Consider the following 26,125-nt stretch of genomic DNA (forward strand, 5'->3'; position numbering starts at 1 on the left):
CGGTGACCGAGTTTCGCACGCCCGCGGTCGAACTCGCCCGCTTCCGCCGGCGGGTGGTGGTGGCAGCCCTGTTCGTGCTCGTGTGCCTCGGCCTGCTCGCGGCGCGCTTCCACTTCCTGCAGGTGCAGCGCCACGACTACTTCCTGACCCGCGCCGAGGACAACCGCATCGCGCTGCTGCCGGTCGTGCCGCATCGCGGCACCATCGTCGACCGCCAGGGCGTGGTGCTGGCACGCAACTACGCCACCTACACGCTCGAGATCATGCCTTCCGAGGTGCGCGACCTCGAGGGCACGCTGGCCGAGCTCGCCAGCCTGGTGCCGATCGAGCCGCGCGACCTGCGCCGTTTCCGCAAGCTGTTCGAGGAGAGCCGCAACTTCGAGAGCGTGCCGGTGCGCAGCCGCCTCACCGACGAGGAGGTGGCGCGCGTGGTCGCGCAGCGCTACCGCCTGCCGGGCGTCGACGTGCGCGCCCGCCTGCTGCGCGACTATCCGCAGGGCACGACCGCGTCCCACGTCATCGGCTACATCGGCCGCATCAACGAGCGCGACGTCGAGCGCATCGAGGAGCGCGGCGAGACCGCCAACTACCGCGGCACGCTGCACATGGGCAAGGCCGGGCTGGAGCAGTCCTACGAGGCCGAGCTGCATGGCACCACCGGCGTCGAGCAGGTCGAGGTCAATGCCAGCGGCCGTGCCGTGCGTGCGCTGTCGCACACCCCGGCCAGTTCGGGCAACGACCTCGAGCTCACCCTCGACATCGAACTGCAGCGTGTGGCGGAGACCGCCTTCGGCGAGCGCCGCGGCGCGCTGGTGGCGATCGAGCCGGAGACCGGCGGCGTGCTCGCCCTGGTGTCGATGCCGACCTACGACCCCAACCTGTTCGTCGATGGCATCTCGACCCAGGACTGGCGGGCGCTCAACGAGTCGCCCGACCATCCGCTGCTGCACCGGGCGATCTACTCCACCTATCCGCCGGGCTCCACCTACAAGCCCTTCATGGCGCTCGCCGGGCTCGAAACCGGCAAGCGCACCGCCCGCCAGGCGATCCGCGACATCGGCTACTTCAACTTCGGCGGTCACCGCTTCATGGACGACAAGATCGGCGGCCATGGCACGGTCGATCTGCACAAGTCCATCGTGGTGTCGTGCAACACCTATTACTACCAGCTTGCCAACGACCTCGGCATCGAGGGCATCGCCGGCTTCATGGCGCCCTTCGGGTTTGGCGATCGTACCGGCATCGATCTGCCGGGCGAGGCGGCCGGCGTGCTGCCCTCGCCCGAATGGAAGCGCAGCCGCTTTCGCAAGCCCGAGCAGCAGCGCTGGTACGCGGGCGAGACGATCTCGGTCGGCATCGGCCAGGGCTACAACGCTTTCACGCCGCTGCAGCTTGCCAACGCCATGGCCGCCCTGGTCAATGACGGCAAGCTGTTCCGCCCGCATGTGGTCAAGTACGTGGTCGATTCGCGCACCGGCGAGCGCCGTGCGGTCGAGCCCGAGCCGCTGCGCGAGATCCCGCTGCAGCAGGCGCACCTGAAGGCGGTGCTCGATGCGATGGTCGATGTGAACAAGAGCGGCACCGGCCGCCGAGCGTTCCAGGGCGCGCCCTACAGCGTCGGCGGCAAGACCGGCACCGCGCAGGTGTTCTCGCTGCGTGGCCAGCGCTATGTCGAGAAGAACGTGCGCGAACGCCTGCGCGACCACTCCTGGTTCGTCGCCTATGCACCGGCCGAGAAGCCCAAGATCGCGCTTGCGGTGCTGGTCGAGAACGGCGGCTTCGGTTCGCAGTCGGCGGCGCCGATCGCGCGCCAGGTGATCGACTACTACCTCCTCAACCAGCGCGCCGGCGCCCCTGCGCCCGAGGACGAGGACGCGAGCGAGTCGGAAGACGCCGTCAACGGCATCGAGGAGCCGGTGGCCACCGGCGCTGCGCTGCCGGCGCCGCCCCAGTCACCCCCCCAATCGCCCGTGCCCCCGGCGCAGCCCGCGGTCGCCACCACGGCGCCCGTCCCGCCGACCAGGAGCGCGCGATGAACGAGACCCGCTTCAATCCGCTGGCCCTGGCGCGCGCCTTCCTGCGCCCGATCGACCCCATCCTGCTGCTGCTGCTGGGCGTGCTGCTCGCGAGCGCACACGTGCTGATGCAGAGCGCCTCGCCCGAGCGCGTCGATTCGCAACTGACGCATTTCGCGGTTGCGCTTGCCGGCATGTGGATGCTGGCCTGGCTCAAGCCGCAGCGCCTGCTGTCGCTGGCGGTGCCGCTCTACGTGCTCGGCGTGCTGCTGCTGGTCGCGGTCGACCTGTTCGGCGAGGTGTCGAAGGGCGCCCAGCGCTGGCTCGATCTGGGCGTGACCCGAATCCAGCCCTCCGAGCTGATGAAGATCGCCATGCCGTTGATGCTGGCCTGGTTCTTCCAGCAGCGCGAGGGTCAGACGCGCTTTCTCGATTTCATCGTCGCCGGCCTGCTGCTCGTCGTCCCGATCGGGCTGATCCTGATCCAGCCCGACCTCGGCACCAGCCTGCTGGTGGCCGCCTCGGGCCTCTACGTGATCTTCTTTGCCGGGCTGTCGTGGAAGCTGATCATCCCGGTGGTGGTCGCCGGCGTGATCGGGCTGGGCTCGGTCGTCGCCTTCGGCGACACCCTGTGTCAACCCGAGGTCGATTGGCAGGTGCTGCGCGAATACCAGAAGCAGCGCGTGTGCACCCTGCTCGACCCCACCCGCGATCCACTCGGCAAGGGCTTTCACATCATCCAGTCGACGATCGCGATCGGTTCCGGCGGCGTGATGGGCAAGGGCTGGATGGACGGCACCCAGACCCACCTCGCCTTCCTGCCCGAGCGCCACACCGACTTCATCTTCGCCGTGCTGGCCGAGGAGTTCGGCCTGATCGGCGCTGTGGCCCTGCTGTGCGTGTATGCGCTGCTGCTGCTGCGCGGCTTCCACATCGCGGCCAATGCGCCCACCCATGCCTCGCGCCTGCTGGCGGGCGCGATCACGATGATCTTCTTCACCTATGCCTTCGTGAACATGGGCATGGTGAGCGGCATCCTGCCGGTGGTGGGGGTGCCGCTGCCCTTCATCAGCTACGGTGGAACTGCGCTCGTGACGCTCTGTCTGGGCATCGGCATCCTGATGAGCATCCAGCGCAGCCGATTTGCGGACAAGACCTGATTCCCGGATGAAACGATGAATCGAACGCCAACGATCAAACACACCGGGCGGCGCCACCGCCCCGGCGTCCTCGCCTTTGCGCTGGTGCTCGCCGCTGGCCTGCTGACGGCCTGCGGCTCGGCGCCCAAGCGTGACGCTGAGCCGGCCGCCAGCGCCCCCGCGGCCGAGACCCCCGCGCGCGCGCCCACGACGCGCGGGGGGGGCTACTATCTGGACGACGGCCCCGACGACGTGCTGCCCGAGCACCTCGACACCATCCCCGACGCCGAGCCGCGTGCCGAGCCGCTGCATCGCTTTGCCAACCGGCCCTATCACGTGATGGGGCAGAGCTTCGTGCCCGAGACGCAGCTGCGTGCCTTCCGTCAGCGCGGGCATGCGAGCTGGTACGGGCGGCGCTTCCATGGCCGGCCGACTTCGAGCGGCGAACCCTACGACATGTACGCGATGACCGCCGCGCACCCGACGCTGCCGATCCCGAGCTATGCGCGCGTCACCAACATCGCCAACGGCCGCTCGGTGGTGGTGCGCGTCAACGACCGCGGCCCCTTCCTGCGCGGCCGGGTGATCGACCTCTCGTATGCCGCCGCGCATCGCCTCGGCTACATCAATGCCGGCAGCGCACAGGTCGAGGTCGAGCAGATCCTGCCCGACGAGGCACCGCTGGTGGCCAGCGCGCGACCGGTGCCGCCGCTGCGTGGGCGCGGCAACGAGGGCGTGGTGGCGGCCGATGAGCCGCCGCTGCCCGCGCGCACACTGGAGCCGCTGCCCCCGCCGCCGGCGACCGTTGCCAGCGCGGCTCCCGCGGCTCCGGCCGCGCCGGTCGCCGATGCTGTCGCGCCGGATCGGGCGACGGCTGACACCGCGCTTGCTGTCGCGCCGGCGGCCGGCGCCGCCGAGGGCCTGGCGCCGCCGGTCGCATCGGCCAGCGGCGGCATCTTCCTGCAGCTGGGCGCTTTCGCCTCCTATGCCAACGCCGAGGGCTTTCGCGACACCGTGCAGGACCGCGCAGCCGCGCTGGCCGAGCGCTTCGAGCTGTTCGCCGACGGCGAGCGCTTCCGCCTGCACGCCGGCCCCTACGACTCGGTCGATGCGGCGCGCAGTGCGGCCGAGCGCATGGGCACGCTGCTCAAGCTCAAGCCCTTCGTGGTGGTGCGCTGAGCGATGTCGATGGCCGGGTTGCAACAAAGCCTTTCATTTTGGGGTTGTGCGGGGCCGGCGCCTATAATTGGGCGTTCGCGCCGGGCCGTGCGCCGTCCTCGGTCCTGTCCGCCCCCCGCTGGCGCGCCGCGCGCTGCTTCTTCTTCATTTCCCCGGGTTTCGTCATGCGTTTTCTGATCGCCGTTTTCGTCTCACTGTTTTCCCTGACTGCGCTCGCGCAGTCGGTGCCGCCGCCGGCGCTCGCCGCCAATGCCTGGGTGCTGGTCGACCACGCCACCGGCCAGACCCTGGTCGCCAAGGATGCCGACACGCGTATCGAGCCGGCCTCGCTGACCAAGCTGATGACGGCCTACCTGACCTTCTCCGCGCTGAAGGCGGGCACCATCACCGCCGACCAGGTGGTGCCGGTGTCCGAGCGTGCCTGGCGCATGGAAGGCTCGCGCATGTTCATCGAGCCGCGCAAGGAGGTCACCGTCGATGAGCTGATCAAGGGCATCATCGTGCAGTCGGGCAACGACGCCTGCGTGGCGATCGCCGAGCTCATCGCCGGCAGCGAGGAAGCCTTCGCCGCGCTGATGAATCGCGAGGCCCAGCGCCTGGGCATGCGCAACACCCATTTCACCAACTCCACCGGCCTGCCCGATCCGCAGCTCTACACCACCGCCAACGATCTCGCCCTGCTCGCCAGCGCGATCATCCGCGAGTTCCCCGAGTACTACAGCCTGTACTCGCTGCGCGAGTTCACCTACAACAACATCCGCCAGCCCAACCGCAACCGCCTGCTGTACATGGACCCGACGGTCGATGGCATGAAGACCGGCCACACCAGCACGGCGGGCTATTGCCTGGTGTCGACCGCCGAGCGCGGCCCGCGCCGCCTGATCTCGGTCGTGCTGGGCGCGGCCTCGGATACCGTGCGTGCGCAGGAGTCGCTGAAGCTGCTCAATTTCGGCTTTCAGTTCTACGACACGGTGAAGCTGTACGGCGCCGACGAGGCCTTGTCGCAGTTTCGGGTCTGGAAGGGCAAGGCGAACGAGCTGCCGGTCGGCTTCACCCGCGACTTCATGATGTCGCTGCCGCGCGAGGCGGCCGAGCGGATCCAGGTCACGCTCGAGAGCCGCCAGCCGCTGGTGGCGCCGATCGAGAAGGGTCAGCAAGTGGGCACGCTCGCCCTTGCCATCGACGGCCAGCCGCTCGGCCAGTACCCGGTGGTGGCCCTGCAGGACGTCCCCGTCGCCGGCTTCTTCGGTCGCCTGTGGGATGCGATCGTGATGTTGTTCAAGCGCCTGTGAGCCGGCGCGCACCCGAATCCGAGGAGGCCGACGTGACCACCGCGTTCGTCAATGGACAATACCTGCCGCTCGCCGAGGCGCGCGTGTCGCCGATGGACCGCGGCTTCCTGTTCGGCGATGGCGCCTACGAGGTCATCCCGGTGTACTCGCGGCGCCCCTTCCGCCTCGACGAGCACATCGCCCGCCTGGCCAGCACGCTGGCCGCGATGCGGCTGCACAACCCGCACAGCACGGCCGAATGGAAGGCCATCGTGGGCGAGGTCGTCGCCCGCAACCCCTGGGACGACCAGTCGGTATACCTGCAGGTCACGCGCGGTGCCGACAGCAAGCGCAACCATGCCTTCCCCGGCCCCGAGGTCATGCCCACGGTATTCCTGATGAGCGAGCCGCTGGTGACGCCGAGTGCGGAGCAACTCGCCAGCGGCGTGGCCGCGGTCAGTGCGGCCGACATCCGCTGGCTGCGCTGCGACCTCAAGACGGTGTCGATGCTCGCCAACTGCCTGCTGCGCCAGCACGCCATCGACCATGGCTGCGCTGAGACCGTGCTGTTCCGCGACAGCTTCCTGACCGAGGGCGCGGCGTCGAGCATCTTCGTGTGCAAGGACGGCGTGCTGCTGGTGCCGCCCAAGAGCCACCTGATGCTGCCCGGCATCACCTACGACGTGGTGCTCGAGCTCGCCCGCAGTCACGGCATGAAGCATGCGGTGCGCGAGGTGCTGGAAGCCGAGGTGCGCAGCGCCGACGAGCTGTGGATGACCTCGTCGACCAAGGAAGTGCTGCCGATCACCGCGCTCGACGGCCGTCCGGTAGGCGCTGGCAAGCCCGGCCCGATGGCACGGCAGATGGTCGCCTGGTACCAGGACTTCAAGCACACGGTGATGCGAAATGGCTGACACCCCCGGCGCGCCGACGCGCCAGACGCTGATCGAATACCCCTGCGATTTCCCGATCAAGGTCATGGGTGCGCGCGTCGATGGCTTTGCCCAGGCAGTCATCGAGGTGGTGCTGCGCCATGCGCCCGACTTCGACCCCGCCGGGGCGGAGATGCGCCCGTCGAGCAAGGGCAATTACCTTGCGGTGACCTGCACCTTCCGCGCCGTGTCGCAGGCGCAGGTCGACGCGCTGTACCGCGAGCTGACCTCGCATCCGATGGTGAAGGTGGTGCTGTGATCGTCAAGCGCCTCGGCATGGTCGACTACGCGCCCGCCCTCGAGGCGATGCGCGCCTTCACCGCCGGGCGCGGGGCGGACACGCCCGACGAGATCTGGCTGCTGCAGCACCCGCCGGTGTACACCCTCGGCCAGGCCGGCAAGCCCGAGCACCTGCTGCAGAACCCGGCCGCCATCCCGCTGGTGCACATCGACCGCGGCGGCCAGATCACCTACCACGGCCCCGGCCAGCTGGTGGTCTATCTGCTGCTGGACCTGCACCGGCGCCGACTCAAGGTGCGCGAACTGGTGCACCTGATGGAGCAGGCGATCATCGATACCCTGGCCGAGTATGGCCTGGATGCCGCACGCAAGGACGGCGCCCCCGGTGTCTATGTCGCCGGCGACAAGATCGCCGCCCTCGGCCTGCGGGTCAGGAACGGCTGCAGCTACCACGGGCTGGCGATCAACGTCGACGCCGACCTGGCCCCCTTCGGCTGGATCAACCCCTGCGGCTACGAGGGCCTCAAGACCATCCGCATGAAGGACTTCGGCATCGAGGCCGACGTCGAGCAGGTGGGCGAACGCCTGCTTGCGCATCTGCAGCACCTGCTGCCACCGGTTGCGGTCGACACGGATGCGGCACATCAGGTCGCACAGGCTGTCGAAGTGACGCGAGCCGGTTCATAATCCCCCATCCCCACCCGGAACCCACAGAGAACGCGACCATGGAAACCCCAGTGCGCAAGCAGCGCGGCGCCGACAAGACCGCCCGCATCCCGATCAAGATCGTCCCCGCCGAACGCCTCAAGAAGCCCGACTGGATCCGCATCAAGCTCGGCGCCGGTCAGGAGGCCGAGCGCTTCAACGAGATCAAGGCCACGCTGCGCGACCACAAGCTGCACACCGTGTGCGAGGAAGCCTCCTGCCCGAACATCCATGAATGCTTCGGCAAGGGCACGGCCACCTTCATGATCATGGGCGACATCTGTACCCGGCGCTGCCCCTTCTGCGACGTCGGCCATGGCCGACCCGACCCGCTCAACCCCAACGAGCCCGCCGACCTCGCCAAGACCATCGCCGCGATGCGGTTGAACTACGTGGTGATCACCTCGGTGGACCGCGACGACCTGCGCGACGGTGGCGCCCAGCACTTCGTCGACTGCATCCGCGAGACGCGCGCCGCCTCGCCCAAGACCAGCATCGAGGTGCTGGTGCCCGATTTCCGCGGGCGCATGGAGATCGCGCTCGACATCTTCGACGCCGCGCCGCCCGACGTCATGAACCACAACCTCGAGACCGTGCCGCGCCTGTACAAGCAGGCCCGTCCGGGGTCGGACTACGCCTATTCGCTGAAGCTGCTGAAGGAGTTCAAGGCGCGCCACCCCGAGGTGCCAACCAAGTCGGGCCTGATGGTGGGCCTGGGCGAGACCGACGAGGAGATCCTCGAGGTCATGCGCGACATGCGCGCGCACGACGTCGAGATGCTCACCATCGGCCAGTACCTGCAGCCCTCCGGCGGCCACCTGCCGGTGCTGCGCTACGTGCACCCGGACACCTTCAAGATGTTCGAGACCGAGGCGCTGAAGATGGGCTTCAAGAACGCCGCCTGTGGCCCGATGGTGCGCTCGAGCTACTGGGCCGACCAGCAGGCGCACGGCGCCGGGGTCGTCTGAGGGCGGCGTCCCGTCGCCCGCTGATGGGACGAGACGATGAACACCGCGGCCCCCGCGCGTGACGACATCGTCGATGCCGCGCTGCTGATCGCCGAGCGCATTGGCTGGGAGGCGGTGCGCCTGCACCAGGTCGCGGCGCAGCTCGGCATCACGCTCGACGACATCCGGCTGCACTTTCGCGAAAAGGAAGAACTCGTCGACGCCTGGTTCGATCGCGCCGACGCGGCGATGCTGCAGGCGGCCACGGTGCCCGGATTCACCGCGCAGCCCACACGGCTGCGCCTGCAGCAGCTCATGATGGCCTGGTTCGCCGCGCTGGCCCCGCATCGGCGCGTCACCCGCCAGATGATCCTCGGCAAGCTCGAACCGGGTCACCTGCATGTGCAGATCCCGGGCCTGCTGCGCGTCAGCCGGACCGTACAGTGGCTGCGCGAGGCGGCCGGGCGGGATGCCAGCTTCGTGCGCCGCGCGCTCGAGGAGACGGCGCTGACCACGATCTATCTGGCGAGCTTCGCTCACTGGCTGAACGACGAATCGGTCGACGCCGAGCGCACCCGACGCTTCGTCGAGCACCGCCTCACCGAGGCCGAGCGCCTCGATCACCTCGTCTTCCGCAGCGCCTCGCCAGCGCGGGCGGACGAGGCGCCGACGCGCAAGCCCCGCGCCGACGAGACGCCCCGCCCCTGAGCGTGGCGTCGGTGCGCGCATGGACCCCTTCACCCACCTGCTGAGCGGTGCGCTCGCCGCACGCGCCACGGCGCCTGCGCGGCCGAGCGCTGCGGCGCTGCCGCTGCGCCTGCGCCTGTTCGCCGGCGGCGCGGCGGCGGCCTTTCCCGATATCGACCTCGCGCTGCGGCTGGTCGACACACTGACCTCTCTGAACTGGCACCAGGGGCCGACCCATGCGCCGCTGCTGCTGCCGGCCTGGGCGGCCCTGCTGGCTTGGCTGTTGGCGCGCGCCAGCGGCGGACGTCATCACTGGACGGCTTTCTACGGCCCCGCCTGCTTAGGGATCGCGATCCATATCGTGGGCGACCTGATCACGGCCTACGGCCTGATGCTGTATGCGCCGCTGTCGACCGAACGGGTCGCGCTGAACCTCGCCTTCGTCATCGATCCCTGGATCAGCGCGATCCTGCTTGTCGGCCTGGCCCTCTCCCTGGGCCACGGCCGGGGCCGGCGCGCTGCGGCGCTGGCGCTGCTGCTGTGCGCGGCTTATCTCGGGCTGCTGCTGGGGCAGCAGCAACGCGCACTGGCGATCGGCGGGGCTTTCGCCAGCGCCCAGGGGATGCAGGCGCCGGCGGTGCACGCCCTGCCGCAGCCGCTGTCGCCTGCACACTGGATGCTGATTGTCGAGGACGCCGGCCGACTGCATGTCGCCCATGTCCGTGTCGGCGCCGATGCGGCCGAGGCCCTCAGCGCCGCAGCGGCGGCCGAGCCTGCCGAGGCCGGGCCCCTGGCCGCTGTCCTCGGTCCGCTGGTCCGCCTGCGCGATGCCTATCGGCCCGCGCCGCAGGCCGACTGGCAAACGCGCGGTGTCGCAGGCACCGACCGCGACCAGGCCGACTTTGCCCGTGCCGCATGGGCCCAGCCGGTGGCTGCCGATCTGCGCCGCTTCGCCCGCTTTCCGGTGCTCGATGCGGTCGAGCCGGGGCCGCCCGCCTGTGCCTGGTTCGTCGACCTGCGCTTCGCCCTGCCGACCCTGCCGCCATCGTTTCGCTATGGCGTCTGTCGTGCCGAGGGTGGCGTCGATGAGGATCGCGAGGCGGCGTGGACGCTGCGGCGCGCGCGCGGCGCGTTCTGGATCGACTGAGTAAGGGCACGCCGGGCCGGGCCTATTGCCGCATGGGCTCAGGGACAGCCCTTGCAGCCCTCGGTCTGCGCGTTCAGGAAGATCGCCTGCTCGATGTTGGCGCCGGTCAGGTCGGCATCGGTGAGCTGGGCGCGGGTGAAGTTCGCCCCCTGCAGGTTGGCGCCGACGAAGGACGCCCCCGACAGCTTGGCGGCGCGCAGGTTGGCGCGTTGCAGGTCGGCCTCGTCGAAGCGGGCGCGCTCGGCGCGCGCGTTGGTGAGGTCGGCGCCGCCGAGCTGGGTCGCGGAGAAGTCGGCGTCGTGCACATCGGCATTTTGCAGGATCGCGTTGCGCAGGTTGGCGCCCTTCAGGCTGGCGCCGGTCAGGCGCGTGCCACGCAGGTTGGTGCGCAGCATCGAGGCTTCATCCAGCGTGGTGCCGACCATCTCGGCCTGCGAGAAGTTGGCCTCGTTCAAGGTGGCGCCGCGCAGGTTGGCGCCGGACAGGTCGGAGCGGGTGAACTGCGAGTTGGCCAGGTTCACCCCCGCCAGCTCGGCGCCGTTGAGGTTCATGTTGGTGCACAAGGTCCCGCGCCGGATGTCGCAGCCGCCGACATTGCCCGCGCGTTGCGCCTGGGCGAGCAGCGGCAGCGTGAGGAGAGCGGTGGCGGCCAGGGTGGCGAGCAGCGCAGCGGGGGTCTTGGGCATGGGGACGGGGTGTGAGTGGAGTCGATGATCCGACAGGCGCGATTCAGGTCGGTTCGGTGAGCAGCTCGTCGATCAGCGCATGCAGCTTGTCGAAGTCGGGTTGGCCGACGATCTTGTGCACGATCTCGCCGCGCCGATTGAGGAGGAAGCTGGTCGGCGTCAGCCGTACGTCGCCGAAACTACGGGCGATGTGGCCGTTATGGTCGAGCACGAAGGTGAAGGGCAGGTCGCCGCGCACCATGAGGGCGGCGACCCGGGCGGGCGGGTCGTACTCCATGGCCACCGCGACCGTCTGATAGCCCCGCGCCTGGAAGGTCTGCTGCATGCGCCGCAGCGCCGGCATCTCCTTGATGCAACTGCTGCAGCTCGTCGCCCAGAAGTTGACCAGCACCACCTGGCCGCGCAGGTCGGCGGTGCGAAAGGTCTGCCCCCCCAGCGTGGTGAATGCCACATCGGGTGCCGCCGTCCTCTGCGCAAACAGGAAAGCGCCGGCGAGGGCGAGGACGAGGGCGAGGACCGCGGCAGCGGCGACGATCTTCAGCTTCATGACGAGAACCGGGCTGGACTGTAGTACGCACGAATGCCTTCGCATGCGCATCGATTGTGCGGCAGGCGCCCCCGCTTGTCACCCGCGGGGCGTGGCAGCGGCAGCCGCCGGGGCGCGATCTGTAACGGTGGCGGACCCGGCGCGGTCGATCGGCTAGAATTGCAGCCCGCCACCCACCCGGGTGGCTTCGTTTTTGCCGTACCGCCACGATGTCCGCCCTCCTCAACGCGCCCCAGCGCGAAGCCATCCGCTATCTCGACGGCCCCTGCCTGGTGCTGGCCGGCGCCGGCAGCGGCAAGACGCGGGTGATCACGCACAAGATCGCGCACCTGATCAACGAGTGCGGCATCAGCGCGGCCAACATCGCCGCCATCACCTTCACCAACAAGGCCGCCAAGGAGATGCAGGAGCGTGTCGCCCACATCATGGGTGGGCGCGTGCCGGGCGGGCTCACGGTGTGCACCTTCCACGCACTGGGCGTGCGCATCATCCGTCAGGAGGCCAAGCACTGTGGCCTGAAGCCGCAGTTCTCCATCCTCGATGCGTCCGACACCGTGCAGATCGTGTCGGATGTCGCCGGCGACAGCGACAAGGGCATCGCCAAGCAGATGCAGTGGCAGATCTCGTCGTGGAAGAACGCGATGATCACGCCCGAGGAGGCCGCCCAGCTCGCCGACAACGAGATCGCCTCGGTCGCCGCCAAGCTCTACAAGGAATACGAGCGCACCCTGCGCGCCTACCAGGCGGTGGATTTCGACGACCTCATCTCACTGCCGGTGCGCCTGTTCGACGAACACCCCGAGGTGCGCGAGCGCTGGCAGAACAAGCTGCGCTATCTGTTGGTGGACGAATATCAGGACACCAACCGCGCCCAGTACCGGCTGCTCAAGCTGCTGTCGGGCGTGCGCGGCGCCTTCACCGCGGTCGGCGACGACGACCAGGCGATCTACGCCTGGCGCGGCGCGGATGTGGAGAACCTGAAGCTGCTGCAGCAGGATTACCCCAAGCTCAAGGTCATCAAGCTCGAGCAGAACTACCGCTCCTCGCGCCGCATCCTGGAAGCCGCCAACACCGTCATCGCCAACAACGAGAAGCTGTTCGACAAGCGCCTGTGGTCCGAGCACGGCCAGGGCGAGCAGATCGTCGTCACCAACTGCCGCGACGCCGAGCACGAGGCCGAATGGGTGGCCACCAAGATCGCCGCGCACAAGTTCGAGCACCGTACCCGCTTCAAGGACTACGCCATCCTCTACCGCGGCAACCACCAGGCCCGCCTCATCGAGCAGCAACTGCGCAACCACCGCATCCCCTACGTGATGTCGGGCGGGCAGAGCTTTTTCGACAAGGCCGAGATCCGCGACCTCATCGCCTGGCTGCGCCTGCTGGTCAATGAGGACGACGACCTCGCCTTCATCCGCGCCATCACCACCCCGCGCCGCGGCATCGGCGCCGCCACCATCGAGGCGCTCGGCGCCTACGCCGGCCACCGCCACAGCAGCCTGTTCGCCGCGGTGTTCGAGGAAGGCCTGACCCAGCACCTGAATGCCAAGCAACTGCAGGGCGTGCAGGAGTTCGCCGCCTACATCAACCGCCTGCAGTACCGCGCCCCGCGCGAACCCGCCGCGCAGCTGCTGGAGGACCTGCTCGCCGCGATCCGCTACGAAGCGTGGCTGTTCGAGCACTGCGACACGCGCGAGGCCGAATCCAAGTGGAGCAACGTGCGCGACTTCGTCGGCTGGCTGGGCCGCAAGGGCGAGGAGGACGGCAAGAACCTGCTCGAGCTCACCCAGACCATCGCGCTGATGTCCATGCTCGACAAGGAAGACCCCGACTTCGACGGCGTGCAGATGGCCACCCTGCACGCCTCCAAGGGGCTGGAGTTTCCCCACGTCTTCCTGGTCGGCGTCGAGGAGGGCCTGCTGCCGCACCAGAGCAGCATCGACGAGGACAAGGTCGAGGAGGAGCGCCGCCTGATGTATGTCGGCATCACCCGCGCCCAGCGCAGCCTCAACCTTACCTGGTGCGAGCGGCGCAAGTCGGGCAAGGAGTTCCGCCCCTGCGAGCCGAGCCGCTTCATCGCCGAGATGGGCGGCGACATCCGCATGAACGACCGCAAGACCGCGCAGCCGGTGTCGAAGGAGGAAGGTAAGGCGCGGCTGGCCAACCTGATGGCGATGTTCGAGAACCGCGACGGCAAGCCTTGATGCAGCGTGCGGACGCGTGGCCTGCGGGCAGCCCCGCATCGTGATGGCGCGCCACGCGCAGACGGAGGCCCCGGATGCAAGAAGGGCAGCACGCGGCTGCCCTTCCAGGTGTTCGGGCGAGCGCTCCGGCCCGGGCGGCGCTCGCCTTGAGGCGTCTTACTCTTCGACCGGCGGTTCGGTGTAGCCGGCACCCACGGTGTTGGCCAGGAAGGCTACCGCGCGCTTGACTTCGGTATCGGTCAGGTCGCTGCCGCCGCCGCGCGGGGGCATTGCATTCTTGCCGGCGATCGCGGAGGCGGTCAGGCCATCGAGACCGAGCGGCAGGCGGGCCGACCAGGCCCCCGCGTCACCGCTCTTCGGGGCGCCGACCGCGCCGGAGTCGTGGCACGCGGCGCAGATCGAGGTGTAGATCTGTTCGCCGGTGCGCGAGCCCGGAGCGATCGTGACCGCCTGGATCTCGACGCGTGCGACGGGCTGGATCAGCGTGGCCGTCAGTTCCGGATCGACGGCGCTCTGCTTGCCACAGCCAGCCAGCAGCGCGGCTGCGACCATGGCGACGACAGGCATTGCGAGGCGGACGGGGCGCTGGTTGCGTTGGTTCGACATGCTTGGGTCCTTTGACTGGTGGCGCAAGACGAGATCTAAAGCCGCGATTATAGCGATGTAAAAACCATTGTGGCAGTGCGGCATGGACTTTGCGTGCGATCGCAGCTATGCTTGCCGGCCTTGTGCGGGTGTCTTCCCGTGCACGCCGCGCGCCCGTAGCTCAGCTGGATAGAGTACTGCCCTCCGAAGGCAGGGGTCGGACGTTCGAATCGTCTCGGGCGCGCCAAAGAATTCAATGGGTTGGGTCTTCGCGGGCCTGGCCCATTTTCTTTTGTGGCGATCCCTACGGATTGTGTGCCGTCTGAGCGCTGCACGCCGTAAGGCAATCGCACGGGCGATCTCCCGTCTTGAAGGTCTGCTTGTGGCCCGATCGTTGCTTCGTGCTGGTGGCATGGCACCCCTGCCAGCAAGCGGAGCACCGCTCAATTCATTCAGGACACACAATGCGTTCCCTCAACTTCATCGGTGGCGAAAAAGGCGGCGTGGGCAAATCGGTTGTTGCCCGGGCCCTGGCCCAGTACTACATCGACAAGGGCCGGCCCTTTACGGGCTTCGACACCGACCGCTCCCACACGACCTTCGCCCGCTTCTATACGGACTATGCCGCGCCCGTGGTGGTGGACCGCTACGACGGGCTGGACCAGATCGCCTTGCCATTCGAGGATGCACCAGAAGAGGGCATCGGGCACAGCGTGATTGTCGATCTTGCAGCACAGACGGCGGCGCCGCTGGCGCTCTGGATCAAGGAATCCGAGCTGCTGGGCCTGCTTGGCGAACTCGGGGTGCAGGTCAATTTCTGGCATCTGGCCGATGCCGGCAAGGATTCGGTCGAGCTGCTGGGCAAGCTGCTCGAGACCTATGGCGAAGGGCCGAGCTATGTGGTGGTGAAGAACCATGGCCGCGGCACTGACTTTTCCCAGCTCGAGGCGTCAGCCGAGCTGGCTGCGGCACAGGCCCTGGGTGCTAGCGTGATCAGCCTGCCGGCACTGCACGAAGCAAGCATGCGCAAGATCGATCGCCAGGATGCCAGCTTCTGGGCGGCGGTGAATCAGCGTAGCGGTGACGATGCACTGGGCATGCTCGAACGCCAGCGCGTGAAAAGCTGGCTGAAGTCCGTCTATGCGGCCTTCGACGGGCTGGCCGTGTAAGCAGCTTGAGTCGCGCCGCCGCCGCGCCACAATGCACGGTGTGAGCACCTCCGAACATTCCGCAGCCTCCTCGCTTGGCGCCGACCTGCGCGCGGCGCTGCGCGGCACCGACGCCGACTACACGCGCATCCCGCTCAAGCGCGCGGTGTTCCTGCTCGCGGTGCCGATGATGCTGGAGCTGGTGCTCGAATCGACCTTCGCGGTGGTCGACATCTTCTTCGTCGCCAAGCTCGGGTCGTCCGCGGTGGCCACCGTCGGCCTGACCGAGACTTACCTGTTCCTGCTGTACTCGATCGCGATGGGGCTGGCGATGGCGGTCACCGCGATCGTCGCCCGCCGCATCGGCGAGCATCGCGGCGAGGAGGCTGCGCTGTCGGCGGTGCAGGCCATCGTGGTGGCGGTGCTGGTCTCGCTGCCCTTTGCCGTGGCGGGCATCGTGTGGGCGCAGGCGCTGCTGCGCCTGATGGGTGCGGACGCCTGGGCGATCGAGCACGGCTATCGCTACACCCAGTGGATGCTCGGCGGCAATGTGGTGATCCTGCTGCTCTTCGTCATCAACGCCATCTTTCGCGGCGCGGGCGATGCGGCAGCGGCGATGCGCGTGCTATGGGTCGCCAATGCGCTCAATATCGTGCTCGATCCGATCCTGATCTTCGGCCTCGGGCCGATCCCGGCGCTCGGCATCGAGGGCGCGGCGATCGCGACCAACATCGGTCGCGGCGCGGGTGTGATGATGCAGGTGTGGATCCTGGTTCGCGGCAGCGAGCACCTGCGCATCCGCCGCGCCAGCCTGCGCTGGCATGGTGCGACGCTGCTGCAGATCGTGCGTACCTCGCTCGGCGGCATCGGCCAGATGATCGTGTCGATGACCGCCTGGATCTTCCTGATGCGCATCCTCGCCAGCGTGTCGACCGAGGCCGTTGCCGGGGCGACGATCACGATCCGCATCATGATGTTCACGCTGATGCCCGCCTGGGGGATGTCCAACGCCGCCGCCACGCTCGTCGGGCAGAACCTCGGCGCCGGCCAGCCTGCGCGCGCCGAGGCCGCCGTGTGGCGCATCGGCTGGATGAACATGGGCTTCACACTCGCCGTGTCGGTGGTGTTCTTCTTCCTGCACGACGCGCTCGTCGCCCTGTTCACCGACGACGCGCAGGTGATCGCCATCGGCGGCGAGTGGCTCGCCATCCTGTCGTATTCCTACTTTGTCTACGGCTGGTGGATGGTGTCGGTGCAGGCCTTCAACGGCGCTGGCGACACGATGACGCCAACCTGGATCAACCTGGTGTTCTTCTGGCTGATCCAGATCCCGCTCGCCTGGGCGCTTGCGCTGCCCCTGGGCTGGGCGCACTCGGGCGTGTTCTGGGGCGTATTCATCTCCGAGACCGCGGTCGGCCTGTTCACCCTGTGGCTGTTCAGCCGCGGGCGCTGGAAGACGAAACGGCTTTGAGGGCGACGCCGCGCCCCCGAATCCCGCGGGCGGGGCTCAGCGAGATTGCGCTCCGCCGTCCACCGGCGAACAGAACCACAGCTTGTTGCCTTCGCTGTCGAGGAAGCTGCCGACCAGAAAGTCACCGTAGGCCTGCACCGCGTCGGCGATCACCACCCCGCGCAGGCGCAAGGCCTCCTGCGTGGCCCTGGCATCCACGGTGGCCAGGGTGATGCGCGGATTGGGCGCCGCGGTCGGGGTCGCCCAGTCCGGCTTGAGCATCAGGATGAGCGGGCCCAGTTGCCAGCCGACCTGCTCCGTGCCCTCGAAGGCCGGCTCGAGCCCGAGGATTTCCTCGTAGAAGCGGTTTGCCCGCGCGAGCGATGTGACTGCCAGGGCAATCACCTTGACGCGCTGGATGCCCAGCGCCGGCAGCGTGTCAGTCATGGCGCACCTCCTTGTCCGGCGCGGCGGCCCCTGGCGCAGGCTCGACGCCGGAAGAGTGTCGAACCGAAGGTGCAGGGCCAGCCTGCCGGTACCTGCTTTGACTGTGCCGGCGCAAGCGCATTCCCCGCGCGGACGCACGCACGCCCCGGGCACGTTTCGGGCCAATCCCCTTTCAAAAAATATGATCGTTCCATCAATGAGACGATGAAGCCCGGTTTGGCCCCTGTTTCCGCGGCGGCGGCCTGCCTATAGTGGTCTCAGCCCGGCGCCGAGTCTGCCTTCCCCCAGCGCGTCGCAAGGGCTGGCGTGCCGCCTTCGCGGCGTGCCAATCAAGGCGGTGCGCGGCCCCCTGCTGGGGAAGCCGGCCCCGCTTGCCGACAGAGAAGAAGGAGACACACCATGAGCAAGCCCTACGTCCGCCTCGACAAGAACAACGCCGCCGTGTTGCTGGTCGATCACCAGGCCGGCCTGTTGTCGCTGGTGCGCGACATCGATCCCGACCGCTTCAAGAACAACGTGCTCGCGCTCGCCGATCTGGCCAAGTATTTCGGCCTGCCCACCATCCTCACCACCAGCTTCGAAGAAGGCCCCAATGGCCCGCTCGTGCCCGAGCTGAAGGAGACCTTTCCGGAGGCGCCCTACATCGCCCGCCCGGGTCAGATCAACGCCTGGGACAACGCGGACTTCGTTCAGGCGGTCAAAGCCACCGGCAAGAAGCAGCTCATCATCGCCGGCGTCGTCACCGAGGTCTGCGTCGCCTTCCCGGCGCTGTCCGCGCTCGAGGAAGGCTTCGAGGTCTTCGTGGTCACCGATGCCTCGGGCACCTTCAATGAACTGACCCGCGACTCGGCCTGGGATCGCATGTCGGCCGCCGGCGCCCAGCTCATGACCTGGTTCGCGGTCGCCTGCGAACTGCACCGTGACTGGCGCAACGACATCGAGGGCCTGGGCACGCTGTTCTCGAACCATATCCCCGACTATCGCAACCTCATCACCAGCTACACCACGCTGACCGGCGGCAAGTAAGGCGCGGGCCGTCGCGGCGGCCCCGAGCCGCCGCCTGCCCAACGGCCGGTTCGCGCTGCTGCGCACCGGCCGCATCCCACGGAGGAGTTTGCGATGGATCACAACAAACAGACGGACGCGGCCGCTGCAGGCCCGGTCACCGGCATCATCGTCCACCATCCGCGCGTCGAGGCGCGCGCGGCCTACGAAAGCTGGCTGCTCGAGATCCGTGAGGCCTGCCGTCAGTTTCCCGGCTATCTCAGCACCGACGTGGTGCGTCCGGCGTGCGAGGATGATGGCTACACCGTCATCATCCGCTTCGCAGGGGTCGAGCAGCTCAAGGCCTGGATCGAGTCGGATGTGCGGCGCGAGTTCATGCAGCGCATCGAGCCCGCGCTGGAGAAGGGCGACCGCTACGTGATCCGCACCGGGCTCGACTTCTGGTTCGCGCAGCCGGCCACGGTCACCCCGCCCAAGCGCCACAAGCAGTTCCTGCTCACGCTGTCGGCGATCTTTCCGCTCACCATCGTCGTACCCTGGGTGCTCGGCCCGCTGCTGCGGCTGCTCGACGGGCCGGGCGGCTTCGTGCTCGGCAAGCTGATCGTCGCGACAGCGATCGTGTTCCTGATGGTGTTCGCGATCATGCCCCACTACACCCGGCTGGTGGCAAAGTGGCTGTACCGTTGAACCGCCCGCAGCCATTACGCTGCCATCTAGACAACACATCACGAGGTCATCACATGTCGGATCCGTCGCAATACACCCCGCCCAAGGTCTGGACCTGGAACAAGGCCAACGGCGGCCGCTTCGCCAACATCAACCGTCCGCTCGCCGGCGCCACGCACGAGCGCGCGCTGGCGCGCGGCAGGCATCCGCTGCAGTTGTATTCGCTCGCCACGCCCAATGGCGTCAAGGTCACGGTGATGCTCGAGGAGCTGCTCGCGCTCGGCCATGCGGGCGCCGAATACGATGCCTGGCTGATCCGCATCGGCGATGGCGACCAGTTCGGCAGCGGCTTCGTCGACGTGAACCCGAACTCCAAGATCCCCGCGCTGCTCGACTGCAGCGGACCGGTGCCGCTGCGGGTGTTCGAATCCGGCGCGATCCTGCTCTACCTGGCGGAGAAGTTCGGCGCCTTCCTGCCGACCGATCCGGCGCGACGCGCGGAATGCCTGTCGTGGCTGTTCTGGCAGATGGGCAGTGCACCCTACCTCGGGGGCGGCTTCGGCCATTTCTATGCCTACGCGCCGAGCAAGATCGAGTACGCCATCGACCGCTTCGCGATGGAGGCGAAGCGCCAGATGGACGTGCTCGATCGCCGCCTCGCCGAAAGCCGCTACATGGCCGGCGACACATACACGATCGCCGACATCGCCATCTGGCCGTGGTACGGCGGCCTGGCGCTGGGTCAGCTCTACGACGCCGCCGAGTTCCTGCAGGTCGCTGACTACAAGCATGTGCTGCGCTGGGCGACCGAGATCGCCGAGCGTCCGGCGGTGAAGCGCGGGCGCATGGTCAATCGCACCTTTGGGCCGCTGGAGCAGCAGTTGCACGAGCGCCACGACGCGAGCGATTTCGTCACCCGCACCGAGGACAAGCTGCAAGCGCAAGGATGACGGCGGTCTCGGCGGGCCGGCATTCGGGCGCTCGGGCAATATCTTTGCAGAGGAAAAAATGATGGTCTAAAATTTCTAAGGAAAGGAGGCTCGTCATGCCTGAAATCGTTCGCGCCACCGCCCAGACCGCCAATGCCGCCGCCGTGCTGTCGAAGGCTGTCGCCCGCGCGGCAGAACGGCTCAATGTCTCGCGCGGGCTGCTGGCAAAGGTGCTGGGCGTCAGCCCGTCGACCATCACGCGGCTCTATGCCGGCGACTACCAGCTCGAGCAGCGCCGCAAGGAGTGGGAGTTCGCGTTGTTGTTCGTGCGCCTGTTCCGCTCCCTCGACTCCATCGTCGGTGACGAGCGCAACGCGCGTGCATGGCTCAACAGTGACAACAAGGGACTCAACGGTCGCCCCATCGAGCTCATCGGCCAGACGGAAGGACTTGTTCGTGTCGTTCACTACCTGGACGCCGCTCGCGGTCTCGTCTGAGGCGCGCCCATGGGCGGCGCCGGCCTGGCGCATCGTCGAAGCCCAGCATGTCGCCTCGACCATGAAGATCGTCGATGACGCCGCCGAGCAGGACGTGCTGGAACGGCTGCTCGAGGCCAGCAAGCCACCGCAGCCTGCCAGCGTCGCCCGCCTCGACTATCTTCTGGCCGCACCCTTTCGCCATGACCCACGGCGTGGCGGTTCGCGCTTCCGGGGCGCCACCGATCCTGGCGTCTTCTACGGTGCTCAGCGGGTGCGCACGGCCTGTGCCGAACTGGGGTACTGGCGTTGGCGATTCCTGCAGGACGCGGTCGACCTGGAGCGGATCGATCCCGTGGCCCACACCGCCTTTCGGGTCCGGCTCGCCACGGATGTCGTCGATCTGCGCGAGCACGCCTTTGCTGCCGACCTCAGCGCCTGGACGCATCCCAGCGATTACCGCGCCACCCAGTCCTTTGCCCGCATCGCGCGCGAAGCCCGCATCGGCGCCATCATCTACGCCTCGGTCCGTGACCCCGAGCCGGCGTGGTGCGTCGCCGTCCTCGATCCCGCGGCGTTCGCCGCACCCAGGCCCGATCCCGCCATGCAGACCTGGTGGCTGGCCGTGCAGCAGGACGCGGTGGTGTGGCGACGTGACAACGAGCGCCTGATGTTTGCTGCCAGCCACTGGCTGGCCTGACACGCCGCGTATATGCCGCCGCGCCGCATGACGCAGGCGGCATGTTGAGGGCCGTGGCATCATTGCGGCAGCGGCGCGGCCGCTTGCCGTCGCCCGATTTCCCGTCGTCGAATCCAGATACGGAATGCCTGCATGCGTTTCCTGATGCTCTCGCTCATGCTCGGCGCGTGCGCGCTGGCCGGTTGCGAACGCGCTGCGGCGCCCCAGCAGGACAGGCCGCCGCCCTTCGTCAAGACCATCGCGGTGCACACGAGCAGCGAGGGACAGCTCGGCCTGTCGGGCACCGTGCGGGCCCGCGTCGAGACGCCGCTCGCCTTCCAGGTCGGCGGCCAGATCGCCGCGCGCCGGGTCGATGCCGGCCACCGGGTCGCGCCCGGGCAGGCCTTGTTCGAGCTCGACCGCCGCGACCTCGAGCAGGGCGTGCGCGCGGCGGCGGCCGACCTCGCCGCGGCCGATGCGGCGCTCGCCACAGCGCTTGCCGACCTTGCGCGCGCCCGCGTGTTGCAGCAACAGCGCTTCACCAGCGCGCAGGCGCTGGAGCGCTTCGAGCTGGCGCAGCGCGAGGCGCAGACGCGCCGCGATGCGGCCGCGGCGCGTCTGGCTCAGGCGCGCAACGCGCTCGGTTACGGCCAGTTGCTGGCGCCGGCCGCGGGCGTGCTGATCGACGTCATCGGCGAACGCGGTCAGGTGGTGTTGGCCGGGCAGATGGTGGCCACGCTCGCGCAGGACGGCGAGCGCGAGCTGGAGCTGCATTTCCCCCAGGGTGTGCTGCCACCGGCGAGCGGTGACGCGGTGCTGGCCGACGGCACGACGCTGCCGCTGCGCCTGCGCGAGATCGCCGGCGCGGTGGACCCGCAGGGCCGCACCCGGCGCGCACGCTACACCGTGCAGGCACCGCAGGAGGCGCTGGTGCTGGGCATGGTGCTGCGCGCACGCTTCGCCGCAATGGCACAGGAGGCGGGCGAGTTCGCGGTGCCGCTCGGCGCCCTCAATGAGCGCGGTGAAGGGCCGCGCCTGTGGCGGGTGGAAGAGGGCCGCGTGCGGGCGGTGCCGGTCACCGTGCTCGGCACCGACGGCGAGACGGCGCGCGTGCGCGGTCCGCTCGCCGCGGGCGACCGCATCGTCGCGCTCGGCACCCATCTGCTGGGCGAGGGCATGGCCGTGCGGGAGCTTGACCAATGAGCGATCGATGAGCTTTCCCAACCTGTCCGCGCTCGCCGTGCGCGAGCGCGCGATCACCCTGTTCTTCCTGATGCTGGCCGTGCTCGGCGGCGTGTATGCCTTCCTGGCGCTGGGGCGGGCCGAGGACCCGGCGTTCACGATGCGGGTGATGCTGGTCAATGCGGTGTGGCCCGGGGCGACGCCCGAGGAGATGCAGGAGCAGGTGGTCGACCGCCTGGAAAAGCGCATCCAGGAGGTCGAGCACCTGTACCGCATCATCACCACCATCCGCCCCGGCTCGGCCAACCTGCAGATCGAGTTCCAGGAGCACACCCGGCCGGATGTGGTGCCCCGGCTCAAGTACGACGTGCGCCGGCGCATGCAGGACGAGGCCGGCAACCTGCCCGCCGGGGTGATCGGGCCGATCGTCAACGAGGATTTCGCCGACGTCTATTTCAAGCTCATCGCGCTCACCGCGCCCGGGCTGCCGCTGCGCGAGCTGGTGCGCGAGGCCGAGGCGATGCGCGACCGCATGCAGCGCGTCGCGGGGGTGCACAAGGTGCTGGTGCTGGGCGAGCGCCCCGAGCGCGTCTATGTGGAGTTCGACAACGCGCGCCTGGCCAACCTCGGCATCGCGCCGCAGGCGGTGTTCGATGCCATCAATGCCGGCAACCGCCTGCTGCCCGCCGGCCGCCTCGAGACCGAGGGGCCGCGCCTCTATCTGCGCCTGGATGCCGACCTGTCCGAGCCCGCGCAGCTGGCGGCAGTGCCGATCCGCGTCGCCGACCGCGTGCTGCGCCTGGGCGACATCGCCCACGTTCACCGCGGCTACGAGGAGCCCCCCGCACAGCTGGTGCGCTCGCGTGGCGAGGATGCGGTGCTGCTCGGCGTGGTCATGAACAAGGGCGAGAACGGCCTGGTGCTGGGCGAGCGTCTCGACCACTTCGTCGATGCCGAGCGGGAACGCCTGCCGCTGGGCATCACGCTCGAGGTGCTGACCAACCAGGCCGAGGCCATCGCCGCCGCGGTCGAGCTGTTCCAGGCCAAGTTCCTGGTGGCGGTGGTCGTGGTGGTGGGCGTGAGCATGCTGGCCATCGGCTGGCGTGCCGGGCTGGTGGTCGGCATCGCGGTGCCGGTCACGCTGGGCATCACCTTCCTGCTGATGAAGCTGATGGGCATCAACCTTGACCGCATCACGCTGGGCGCGCTGATCATCGGCCTCGGCCTGCTGGTGGACGACGCCATCATCGCGGTCGAGATGATGCTGGTGAAGATGGAGGAGGGCTGGGACCGCATCCGCGCCGCGGCGCACGCGTGGACGGTGACGGCCGCGCCGATGCTGTTCGGCACCCTGGTGACGGTCGCCGGCTTCCTGCCCATCGGCTTCGCGCGCTCGGCCGTCGGCGAGTACGCCGGCAACATCTTCTGGGTGCTGGCGATCTCGCTGCTGGTGTCCTGGCTGGTGGCGGTGGTGTTCGCGCCCTACCTCGGCGTCAAGATGCTGCCCGCGGTGGCGCCGGAGCATGTCCACAGCCACGAGAGCGTGTACCAGACGCCGATGTTCCGCCGCCTGCGTGCCCTCATCACCGGCTGCGTGCGCTGGCGCAAGTCGGTGGTCTTCGGCACCCTGGGCCTGCTCGTGCTGGCGGTGCTGGGCATGGCGACCGCGGTACAGAAGCAGTTCTTCCCCAGCTCGGACCGCCCCGAGGTGCTGCTCAGCGTGTACCTGCCGCAGGGCAGCAGCATCGCCGCGTCGGACGCGACGGTGCGCCGGCTCGAGGCCATCCTCGCCAGCGCGGAGGGCATCCGCTCGAGCTCGGCCTACGTCGGCGCGGGCGCACCGCGCTTCTTCCTGTCCGCCAACCCGGAGCCGCCCGACCCGGCCTTTGCCAAGCTGCTCGTGGTCACCGAGGGCGTGGCGGCGCGCGACGCACTGATCGCCAAGCTGCAGCGCCACATCGACGATGGCGAATTTCCCGAGGCCAGGCTGCGGGTGTCGCGCCTGCTCTACGGGCCGCCGGTGGTGTGGCCGGTGGCCTATCGCGTGCTGGGGCCGGACCTGCTCGAGCTGCGCCGCATCGCCCACCAGGTGCGCGAGGTCATGGCGGCCAACCCGCACATCGTCGATCCTCATCTCGAATGGGACGAGCGCGCGCCGGTGTTGCACCTGGCGATGGAGCCCGAGCGCCTGCGCCTGCTCGGGCTCACGCCGCAGGACGTGGCGCAGCAGCTGCAGTTCCACCTCGAGGGCACGCGCATCGCCCAGGTGCGCCAGGACATCCGCACGGTGGACGTGATCGCGCGCGGCGCCAGCGGCGGCGCGCGCCTGGACGCGGAGAGCCTGGCCATGCTCGAGGTCCTCACCCCGGATGGACGCAAGCTGCCGGCGAGCCAGCTCGGCCACCTCGAGGTGCGCTTCGAGGAGCCGGTCATCAAGCGCTACAACCGCGAGCCCGAGCTGCTGGTGCAGGCCGACGTCGCCGGTGCCCAGCCCAACGACGTCACCGCGGCGGTGTGGAAGGCGCTCGAGGGCGTACGCAGCGCGCTGCCGCCCGGCTACAGCATCATGATCTCGGGCGCGGTCGAGCAGTCGGGCAAGGCCGACGCCTCCATCCAGGCGCTGCAGCCGCTGATGGTGGCTGCGATGCTGGTCTTCATCATGTTGCAGATGCGCTCCTTCACCGGCACCTTCGTGGTGCTGGCGACCGCGCCGCTGGGGCTGATCGGTGCGGTGCTCGCCCTGCTGCTGTTCGACCAGCCCTTCGGCTTCGTCGCCCTGCTGGGGCTGACCGGGCTGGCCGGGATCCTGATGCGCAACACCCTGATCCTGACCCAGCAGGTGGCAGACAACTTCGACGAGGGCATGGCGCCCTTCGAGGGCGTGGTCGAGGCCGCGGTGCAGCGCGCCCGGCCGGTGGTGCTCACCGCGGTCGCCGCCGCCTTCGCCTTCATCCCGCTGACGCTGGACACCTTCTGGGGGCCGCTCGCCTACGTGCTAATCGGCGGCGTGGCGGTGGGTACCGCGATCACCCTGCTGTTCGTGCCGGCGCTGTATGCGCTGTTGTTCCGCCTTGAGTCGGCGGCGCCGACAGGGCCATCCGCCTGACAGGTCTGAATGAAACCTCCGCCTACCGGCGCAGGAAGCGCAGCCAGGCGGCGACGTTGAGCAAGGCCATCAGCGACTGGCCGACGTAGGTCAGCGCGGCGGCCTCGAGGATGCGCCGGGCGTGGGGGAGGTCGGCCTCGTGCAGGTAGCCGCCCCGTTGCAGCAGGGGCAGGGCGCGGCGGAAGCTGGCATCGAACTCGGTCGGCAGCGTCACCAGGTGGACGATCGCGGCCAGGCCCATCGACAGCAGGCCGGCGACGACCAGGAACAGGCCGGGCGCGGGGTGGCGGGTGAGCAGGGTGATCAGCGGCACTGCGACCATCATCATCGCCCCCAGGCGCTGGCCGGTGATGGCGAAGCGCACCAGACGCTCGCGCAAGGCGAGCGGCGCGTAGCCTTCGGCGTGCTGGATCGCATGGCCGACCTCGTGCGCGGCCACGGTGACCGCGGTCAGCGAGCGCTGGTGGTAGTTGTGCGCCGACAGACGCACGGCGCGCGCCTGCGGGTCGTAGTGGTCGCCGATCTCGGTCGGCTCCACCGCCACGTCCTGCAGGCCATGCTTGTCGAGCAGCAGGCGTGCGAGCATCGCGCCGCTGCCGTAATAGCGGTCGGCGGGTTCGCTGTAGCGGGCAAAGGTCCGGCGCACCCACCAGCCCGGCAGCCAGACGGTGAGCAGCAGCAGCGGAACCAGGATGAACAGCAGCGGGGTCATGGGCTTCTCGTCTGCATCGATGCCTGTCTGACCGCGCCCCG

The 26,125-nt window shown here is 68.8% G+C and carries 25 protein-coding genes and 1 tRNA gene; 21 read left to right on the plus strand and 5 right to left on the minus strand.

Features of this window, described 5'->3' with window-relative positions:
- Positions 1 to 2: 2 nt before the first annotated feature.
- From mrdA to ACMV5O_RS02770, 10 genes are all read left to right on the plus strand, one after another.
- The gene (mrdA, locus tag ACMV5O_RS02725; RefSeq protein ID WP_416162038.1) at positions 3 to 2,036 is read left to right on the plus strand and encodes a penicillin-binding protein 2; all 2,034 of its coding nucleotides are present in this window, start codon (positions 3 to 5) and stop codon (positions 2,034 to 2,036) included.
- Positions 2,033 to 3,175, plus strand: coding sequence for a rod shape-determining protein RodA (rodA, locus tag ACMV5O_RS02730; protein ID WP_416162039.1), 1,143 nt, complete (start codon positions 2,033 to 2,035; stop codon positions 3,173 to 3,175). Before mrdA ends, rodA begins: the two co-directional genes overlap by 4 nt.
- 15 nt (positions 3,176 to 3,190) lie before the next feature.
- On the plus strand, positions 3,191 to 4,333 hold the full coding sequence (locus ACMV5O_RS02735; RefSeq protein ID WP_416162040.1) for a septal ring lytic transglycosylase RlpA family protein: 1,143 nt from the start codon (positions 3,191 to 3,193) through the stop codon (positions 4,331 to 4,333).
- Between the two features lie 164 nt (positions 4,334 to 4,497).
- Positions 4,498 to 5,625 (plus strand): D-alanyl-D-alanine carboxypeptidase family protein, encoded by a 1,128-nt coding sequence (locus ACMV5O_RS02740; RefSeq protein ID WP_416162041.1) that lies wholly within the window; start codon positions 4,498 to 4,500, stop codon positions 5,623 to 5,625.
- A gap of 32 nt (positions 5,626 to 5,657) precedes the next feature.
- Positions 5,658 to 6,518: a D-amino acid aminotransferase gene (locus ACMV5O_RS02745; protein ID WP_416162042.1), complete on the plus strand. Its 861-nt coding sequence runs from the start codon at positions 5,658 to 5,660 to the stop codon at positions 6,516 to 6,518.
- Positions 6,511 to 6,795 (plus strand): YbeD family protein, encoded by a 285-nt coding sequence (locus tag ACMV5O_RS02750; RefSeq protein WP_416162043.1) that lies wholly within the window; start codon positions 6,511 to 6,513, stop codon positions 6,793 to 6,795. The genes ACMV5O_RS02745 and ACMV5O_RS02750 overlap by 8 nt, the downstream gene beginning before the upstream one ends.
- Positions 6,792 to 7,463: a lipoyl(octanoyl) transferase LipB gene (gene lipB / locus ACMV5O_RS02755; protein WP_416162044.1), complete on the plus strand. Its 672-nt coding sequence runs from the start codon at positions 6,792 to 6,794 to the stop codon at positions 7,461 to 7,463. The genes ACMV5O_RS02750 and lipB overlap by 4 nt, the downstream gene beginning before the upstream one ends.
- Before the next feature lie 38 nt (positions 7,464 to 7,501).
- On the plus strand, positions 7,502 to 8,449 hold the full coding sequence (gene lipA, locus ACMV5O_RS02760; protein ID WP_416162045.1) for a lipoyl synthase: 948 nt from the start codon (positions 7,502 to 7,504) through the stop codon (positions 8,447 to 8,449).
- 36 nt (positions 8,450 to 8,485) lie between these two features.
- A complete protein-coding gene (locus ACMV5O_RS02765; protein ID WP_416162046.1) occupies positions 8,486 to 9,136 on the plus strand; it encodes a hypothetical protein in 651 nt (216 codons plus the stop codon).
- A 19-nt stretch (positions 9,137 to 9,155) separates the two neighbouring features.
- Entirely contained in the window at positions 9,156 to 10,262 is a 1,107-nt protein-coding gene (locus ACMV5O_RS02770) for a metal-dependent hydrolase (protein ID WP_416162047.1), read from the plus strand.
- 38 nt (positions 10,263 to 10,300) lie between these two features.
- On the opposite strand, the gene ACMV5O_RS02775 is transcribed toward ACMV5O_RS02770, so the two are convergent.
- On the minus strand, positions 10,301 to 10,948 hold the full coding sequence (locus tag ACMV5O_RS02775) for a pentapeptide repeat-containing protein (protein ID WP_416162048.1): 648 nt from the start codon (positions 10,946 to 10,948) through the stop codon (positions 10,301 to 10,303).
- Positions 10,949 to 10,991: 43 nt separating this feature from the next.
- On the minus strand, positions 10,992 to 11,495 hold the full coding sequence (locus ACMV5O_RS02780) for a TlpA family protein disulfide reductase (RefSeq protein ID WP_416162049.1): 504 nt from the start codon (positions 11,493 to 11,495) through the stop codon (positions 10,992 to 10,994).
- Positions 11,496 to 11,704: 209 nt separating this feature from the next.
- On the opposite strand from ACMV5O_RS02780, the gene ACMV5O_RS02785 reads away from it, so the two are divergent.
- Positions 11,705 to 13,699, plus strand: a complete 1,995-nt coding sequence (locus ACMV5O_RS02785; RefSeq protein ID WP_416162050.1) for a UvrD-helicase domain-containing protein — start codon at positions 11,705 to 11,707, stop codon at positions 13,697 to 13,699.
- Positions 13,700 to 13,855: 156 nt separating this feature from the next.
- Here ACMV5O_RS02785 and ACMV5O_RS02790 read toward each other — a convergent pair whose 3' ends face one another.
- Positions 13,856 to 14,305 carry a c-type cytochrome gene (locus ACMV5O_RS02790; RefSeq protein ID WP_416162051.1) on the minus strand — a complete coding sequence of 150 codons (450 nt, stop codon included), beginning with the start codon at positions 14,303 to 14,305 and terminating at the stop codon, positions 13,856 to 13,858.
- A gap of 149 nt (positions 14,306 to 14,454) precedes the next feature.
- Here ACMV5O_RS02790 and ACMV5O_RS02795 point away from each other — a divergent pair.
- From ACMV5O_RS02795 to ACMV5O_RS02805, 3 genes are all read left to right on the plus strand, one after another.
- A tRNA-Arg gene (locus ACMV5O_RS02795) sits at positions 14,455 to 14,531 on the plus strand.
- A 217-nt stretch (positions 14,532 to 14,748) separates the two neighbouring features.
- Positions 14,749 to 15,453 (plus strand): mobilization protein, encoded by a 705-nt coding sequence (locus tag ACMV5O_RS02800; RefSeq protein WP_416162052.1) that lies wholly within the window; start codon positions 14,749 to 14,751, stop codon positions 15,451 to 15,453.
- A gap of 40 nt (positions 15,454 to 15,493) precedes the next feature.
- The gene (locus ACMV5O_RS02805) at positions 15,494 to 16,903 is read left to right on the plus strand and encodes an MATE family efflux transporter (protein ID WP_416162053.1); all 1,410 of its coding nucleotides are present in this window, start codon (positions 15,494 to 15,496) and stop codon (positions 16,901 to 16,903) included.
- Positions 16,904 to 16,939: 36 nt separating this feature from the next.
- Here ACMV5O_RS02805 and ACMV5O_RS02810 read toward each other — a convergent pair whose 3' ends face one another.
- Positions 16,940 to 17,329 carry a VOC family protein gene (locus tag ACMV5O_RS02810; RefSeq protein WP_416162054.1) on the minus strand — a complete coding sequence of 130 codons (390 nt, stop codon included), beginning with the start codon at positions 17,327 to 17,329 and terminating at the stop codon, positions 16,940 to 16,942.
- Positions 17,330 to 17,728: 399 nt separating this feature from the next.
- Between ACMV5O_RS02810 and ycaC the strand changes: the two genes are divergently transcribed.
- From ycaC to ACMV5O_RS02845, 7 genes are all read left to right on the plus strand, one after another.
- Positions 17,729 to 18,355 carry an isochorismate family cysteine hydrolase YcaC gene (gene ycaC / locus ACMV5O_RS02815; protein ID WP_416162055.1) on the plus strand — a complete coding sequence of 209 codons (627 nt, stop codon included), beginning with the start codon at positions 17,729 to 17,731 and terminating at the stop codon, positions 18,353 to 18,355.
- A gap of 93 nt (positions 18,356 to 18,448) precedes the next feature.
- Positions 18,449 to 19,021: an antibiotic biosynthesis monooxygenase gene (locus ACMV5O_RS02820; protein WP_416162056.1), complete on the plus strand. Its 573-nt coding sequence runs from the start codon at positions 18,449 to 18,451 to the stop codon at positions 19,019 to 19,021.
- Positions 19,022 to 19,074: 53 nt separating this feature from the next.
- Complete coding sequence (gene yghU / locus ACMV5O_RS02825; RefSeq protein ID WP_416162057.1) at positions 19,075 to 19,950, plus strand: glutathione-dependent disulfide-bond oxidoreductase; 876 nt, start codon at positions 19,075 to 19,077, stop codon at positions 19,948 to 19,950.
- Positions 19,951 to 20,045: 95 nt separating this feature from the next.
- The gene (locus tag ACMV5O_RS02830; protein WP_416162058.1) at positions 20,046 to 20,426 is read left to right on the plus strand and encodes an antitoxin Xre/MbcA/ParS toxin-binding domain-containing protein; all 381 of its coding nucleotides are present in this window, start codon (positions 20,046 to 20,048) and stop codon (positions 20,424 to 20,426) included.
- Positions 20,386 to 21,105 carry an RES family NAD+ phosphorylase gene (locus ACMV5O_RS02835; RefSeq protein WP_416162059.1) on the plus strand — a complete coding sequence of 240 codons (720 nt, stop codon included), beginning with the start codon at positions 20,386 to 20,388 and terminating at the stop codon, positions 21,103 to 21,105. The genes ACMV5O_RS02830 and ACMV5O_RS02835 overlap by 41 nt, the downstream gene beginning before the upstream one ends.
- 132 nt (positions 21,106 to 21,237) lie before the next feature.
- Entirely contained in the window at positions 21,238 to 22,287 is a 1,050-nt protein-coding gene (locus ACMV5O_RS02840) for an efflux RND transporter periplasmic adaptor subunit (RefSeq protein ID WP_416162060.1), read from the plus strand.
- A 7-nt stretch (positions 22,288 to 22,294) separates the two neighbouring features.
- Positions 22,295 to 25,372 (plus strand): efflux RND transporter permease subunit, encoded by a 3,078-nt coding sequence (locus ACMV5O_RS02845; protein ID WP_416162061.1) that lies wholly within the window; start codon positions 22,295 to 22,297, stop codon positions 25,370 to 25,372.
- Positions 25,373 to 25,394: 22 nt separating this feature from the next.
- Here the strand turns inward: ACMV5O_RS02845 and ACMV5O_RS02850 are convergent, their stop codons facing one another.
- A complete protein-coding gene (locus ACMV5O_RS02850; RefSeq protein ID WP_416162062.1) occupies positions 25,395 to 26,084 on the minus strand; it encodes a zinc metallopeptidase in 690 nt (229 codons plus the stop codon).
- Positions 26,085 to 26,125 lie beyond the last annotated feature (41 nt).

It is taken from the genome of Thauera sp. WH-1 (assembly GCF_047806685.1).
Lineage (GTDB): Bacteria > Pseudomonadota > Gammaproteobacteria > Burkholderiales > Rhodocyclaceae > Thauera.

Bases quoted from the DNA above. Each gene is read 5' to 3' on its own strand.
- ACMV5O_RS02820 (WP_416162056.1), top strand. From the start codon at position 18,449: ATGGATCACAACAAACAGACGGACGCGGCCGCTGCAGGCCCGGTCACC.
- ACMV5O_RS02775 (WP_416162048.1), bottom strand. From the start codon at position 10,948: ATGCCCAAGACCCCCGCTGCGCTGCTCGCCACCCTGGCCGCCACCGCT.
- ACMV5O_RS02735 (WP_416162040.1), top strand. From the start codon at position 3,191: ATGAATCGAACGCCAACGATCAAACACACCGGGCGGCGCCACCGCCCC.
- ACMV5O_RS02845 (WP_416162061.1), top strand. From the start codon at position 22,295: ATGAGCTTTCCCAACCTGTCCGCGCTCGCCGTGCGCGAGCGCGCGATC.
- ACMV5O_RS02785 (WP_416162050.1), top strand. From the start codon at position 11,705: ATGTCCGCCCTCCTCAACGCGCCCCAGCGCGAAGCCATCCGCTATCTC.
- ACMV5O_RS02740 (WP_416162041.1), top strand. From the start codon at position 4,498: ATGCGTTTTCTGATCGCCGTTTTCGTCTCACTGTTTTCCCTGACTGCG.
- ACMV5O_RS02840 (WP_416162060.1), top strand. From the start codon at position 21,238: ATGCGTTTCCTGATGCTCTCGCTCATGCTCGGCGCGTGCGCGCTGGCC.
- ACMV5O_RS02830 (WP_416162058.1), top strand. From the start codon at position 20,046: ATGCCTGAAATCGTTCGCGCCACCGCCCAGACCGCCAATGCCGCCGCC.
- ACMV5O_RS02790 (WP_416162051.1), bottom strand. From the start codon at position 14,305: ATGTCGAACCAACGCAACCAGCGCCCCGTCCGCCTCGCAATGCCTGTC.
- rodA (WP_416162039.1), top strand. From the start codon at position 2,033: ATGAACGAGACCCGCTTCAATCCGCTGGCCCTGGCGCGCGCCTTCCTG.
- ACMV5O_RS02850 (WP_416162062.1), bottom strand. From the start codon at position 26,084: ATGACCCCGCTGCTGTTCATCCTGGTTCCGCTGCTGCTGCTCACCGTC.
- ACMV5O_RS02765 (WP_416162046.1), top strand. From the start codon at position 8,486: ATGAACACCGCGGCCCCCGCGCGTGACGACATCGTCGATGCCGCGCTG.
- ACMV5O_RS02800 (WP_416162052.1), top strand. From the start codon at position 14,749: ATGCGTTCCCTCAACTTCATCGGTGGCGAAAAAGGCGGCGTGGGCAAA.
- yghU (WP_416162057.1), top strand. From the start codon at position 19,075: ATGTCGGATCCGTCGCAATACACCCCGCCCAAGGTCTGGACCTGGAAC.
- ACMV5O_RS02770 (WP_416162047.1), top strand. From the start codon at position 9,156: ATGGACCCCTTCACCCACCTGCTGAGCGGTGCGCTCGCCGCACGCGCC.
- lipA (WP_416162045.1), top strand. From the start codon at position 7,502: ATGGAAACCCCAGTGCGCAAGCAGCGCGGCGCCGACAAGACCGCCCGC.
- ycaC (WP_416162055.1), top strand. From the start codon at position 17,729: ATGAGCAAGCCCTACGTCCGCCTCGACAAGAACAACGCCGCCGTGTTG.
- ACMV5O_RS02810 (WP_416162054.1), bottom strand. From the start codon at position 17,329: ATGACTGACACGCTGCCGGCGCTGGGCATCCAGCGCGTCAAGGTGATT.
- ACMV5O_RS02780 (WP_416162049.1), bottom strand. From the start codon at position 11,495: ATGAAGCTGAAGATCGTCGCCGCTGCCGCGGTCCTCGCCCTCGTCCTC.
- ACMV5O_RS02750 (WP_416162043.1), top strand. From the start codon at position 6,511: ATGGCTGACACCCCCGGCGCGCCGACGCGCCAGACGCTGATCGAATAC.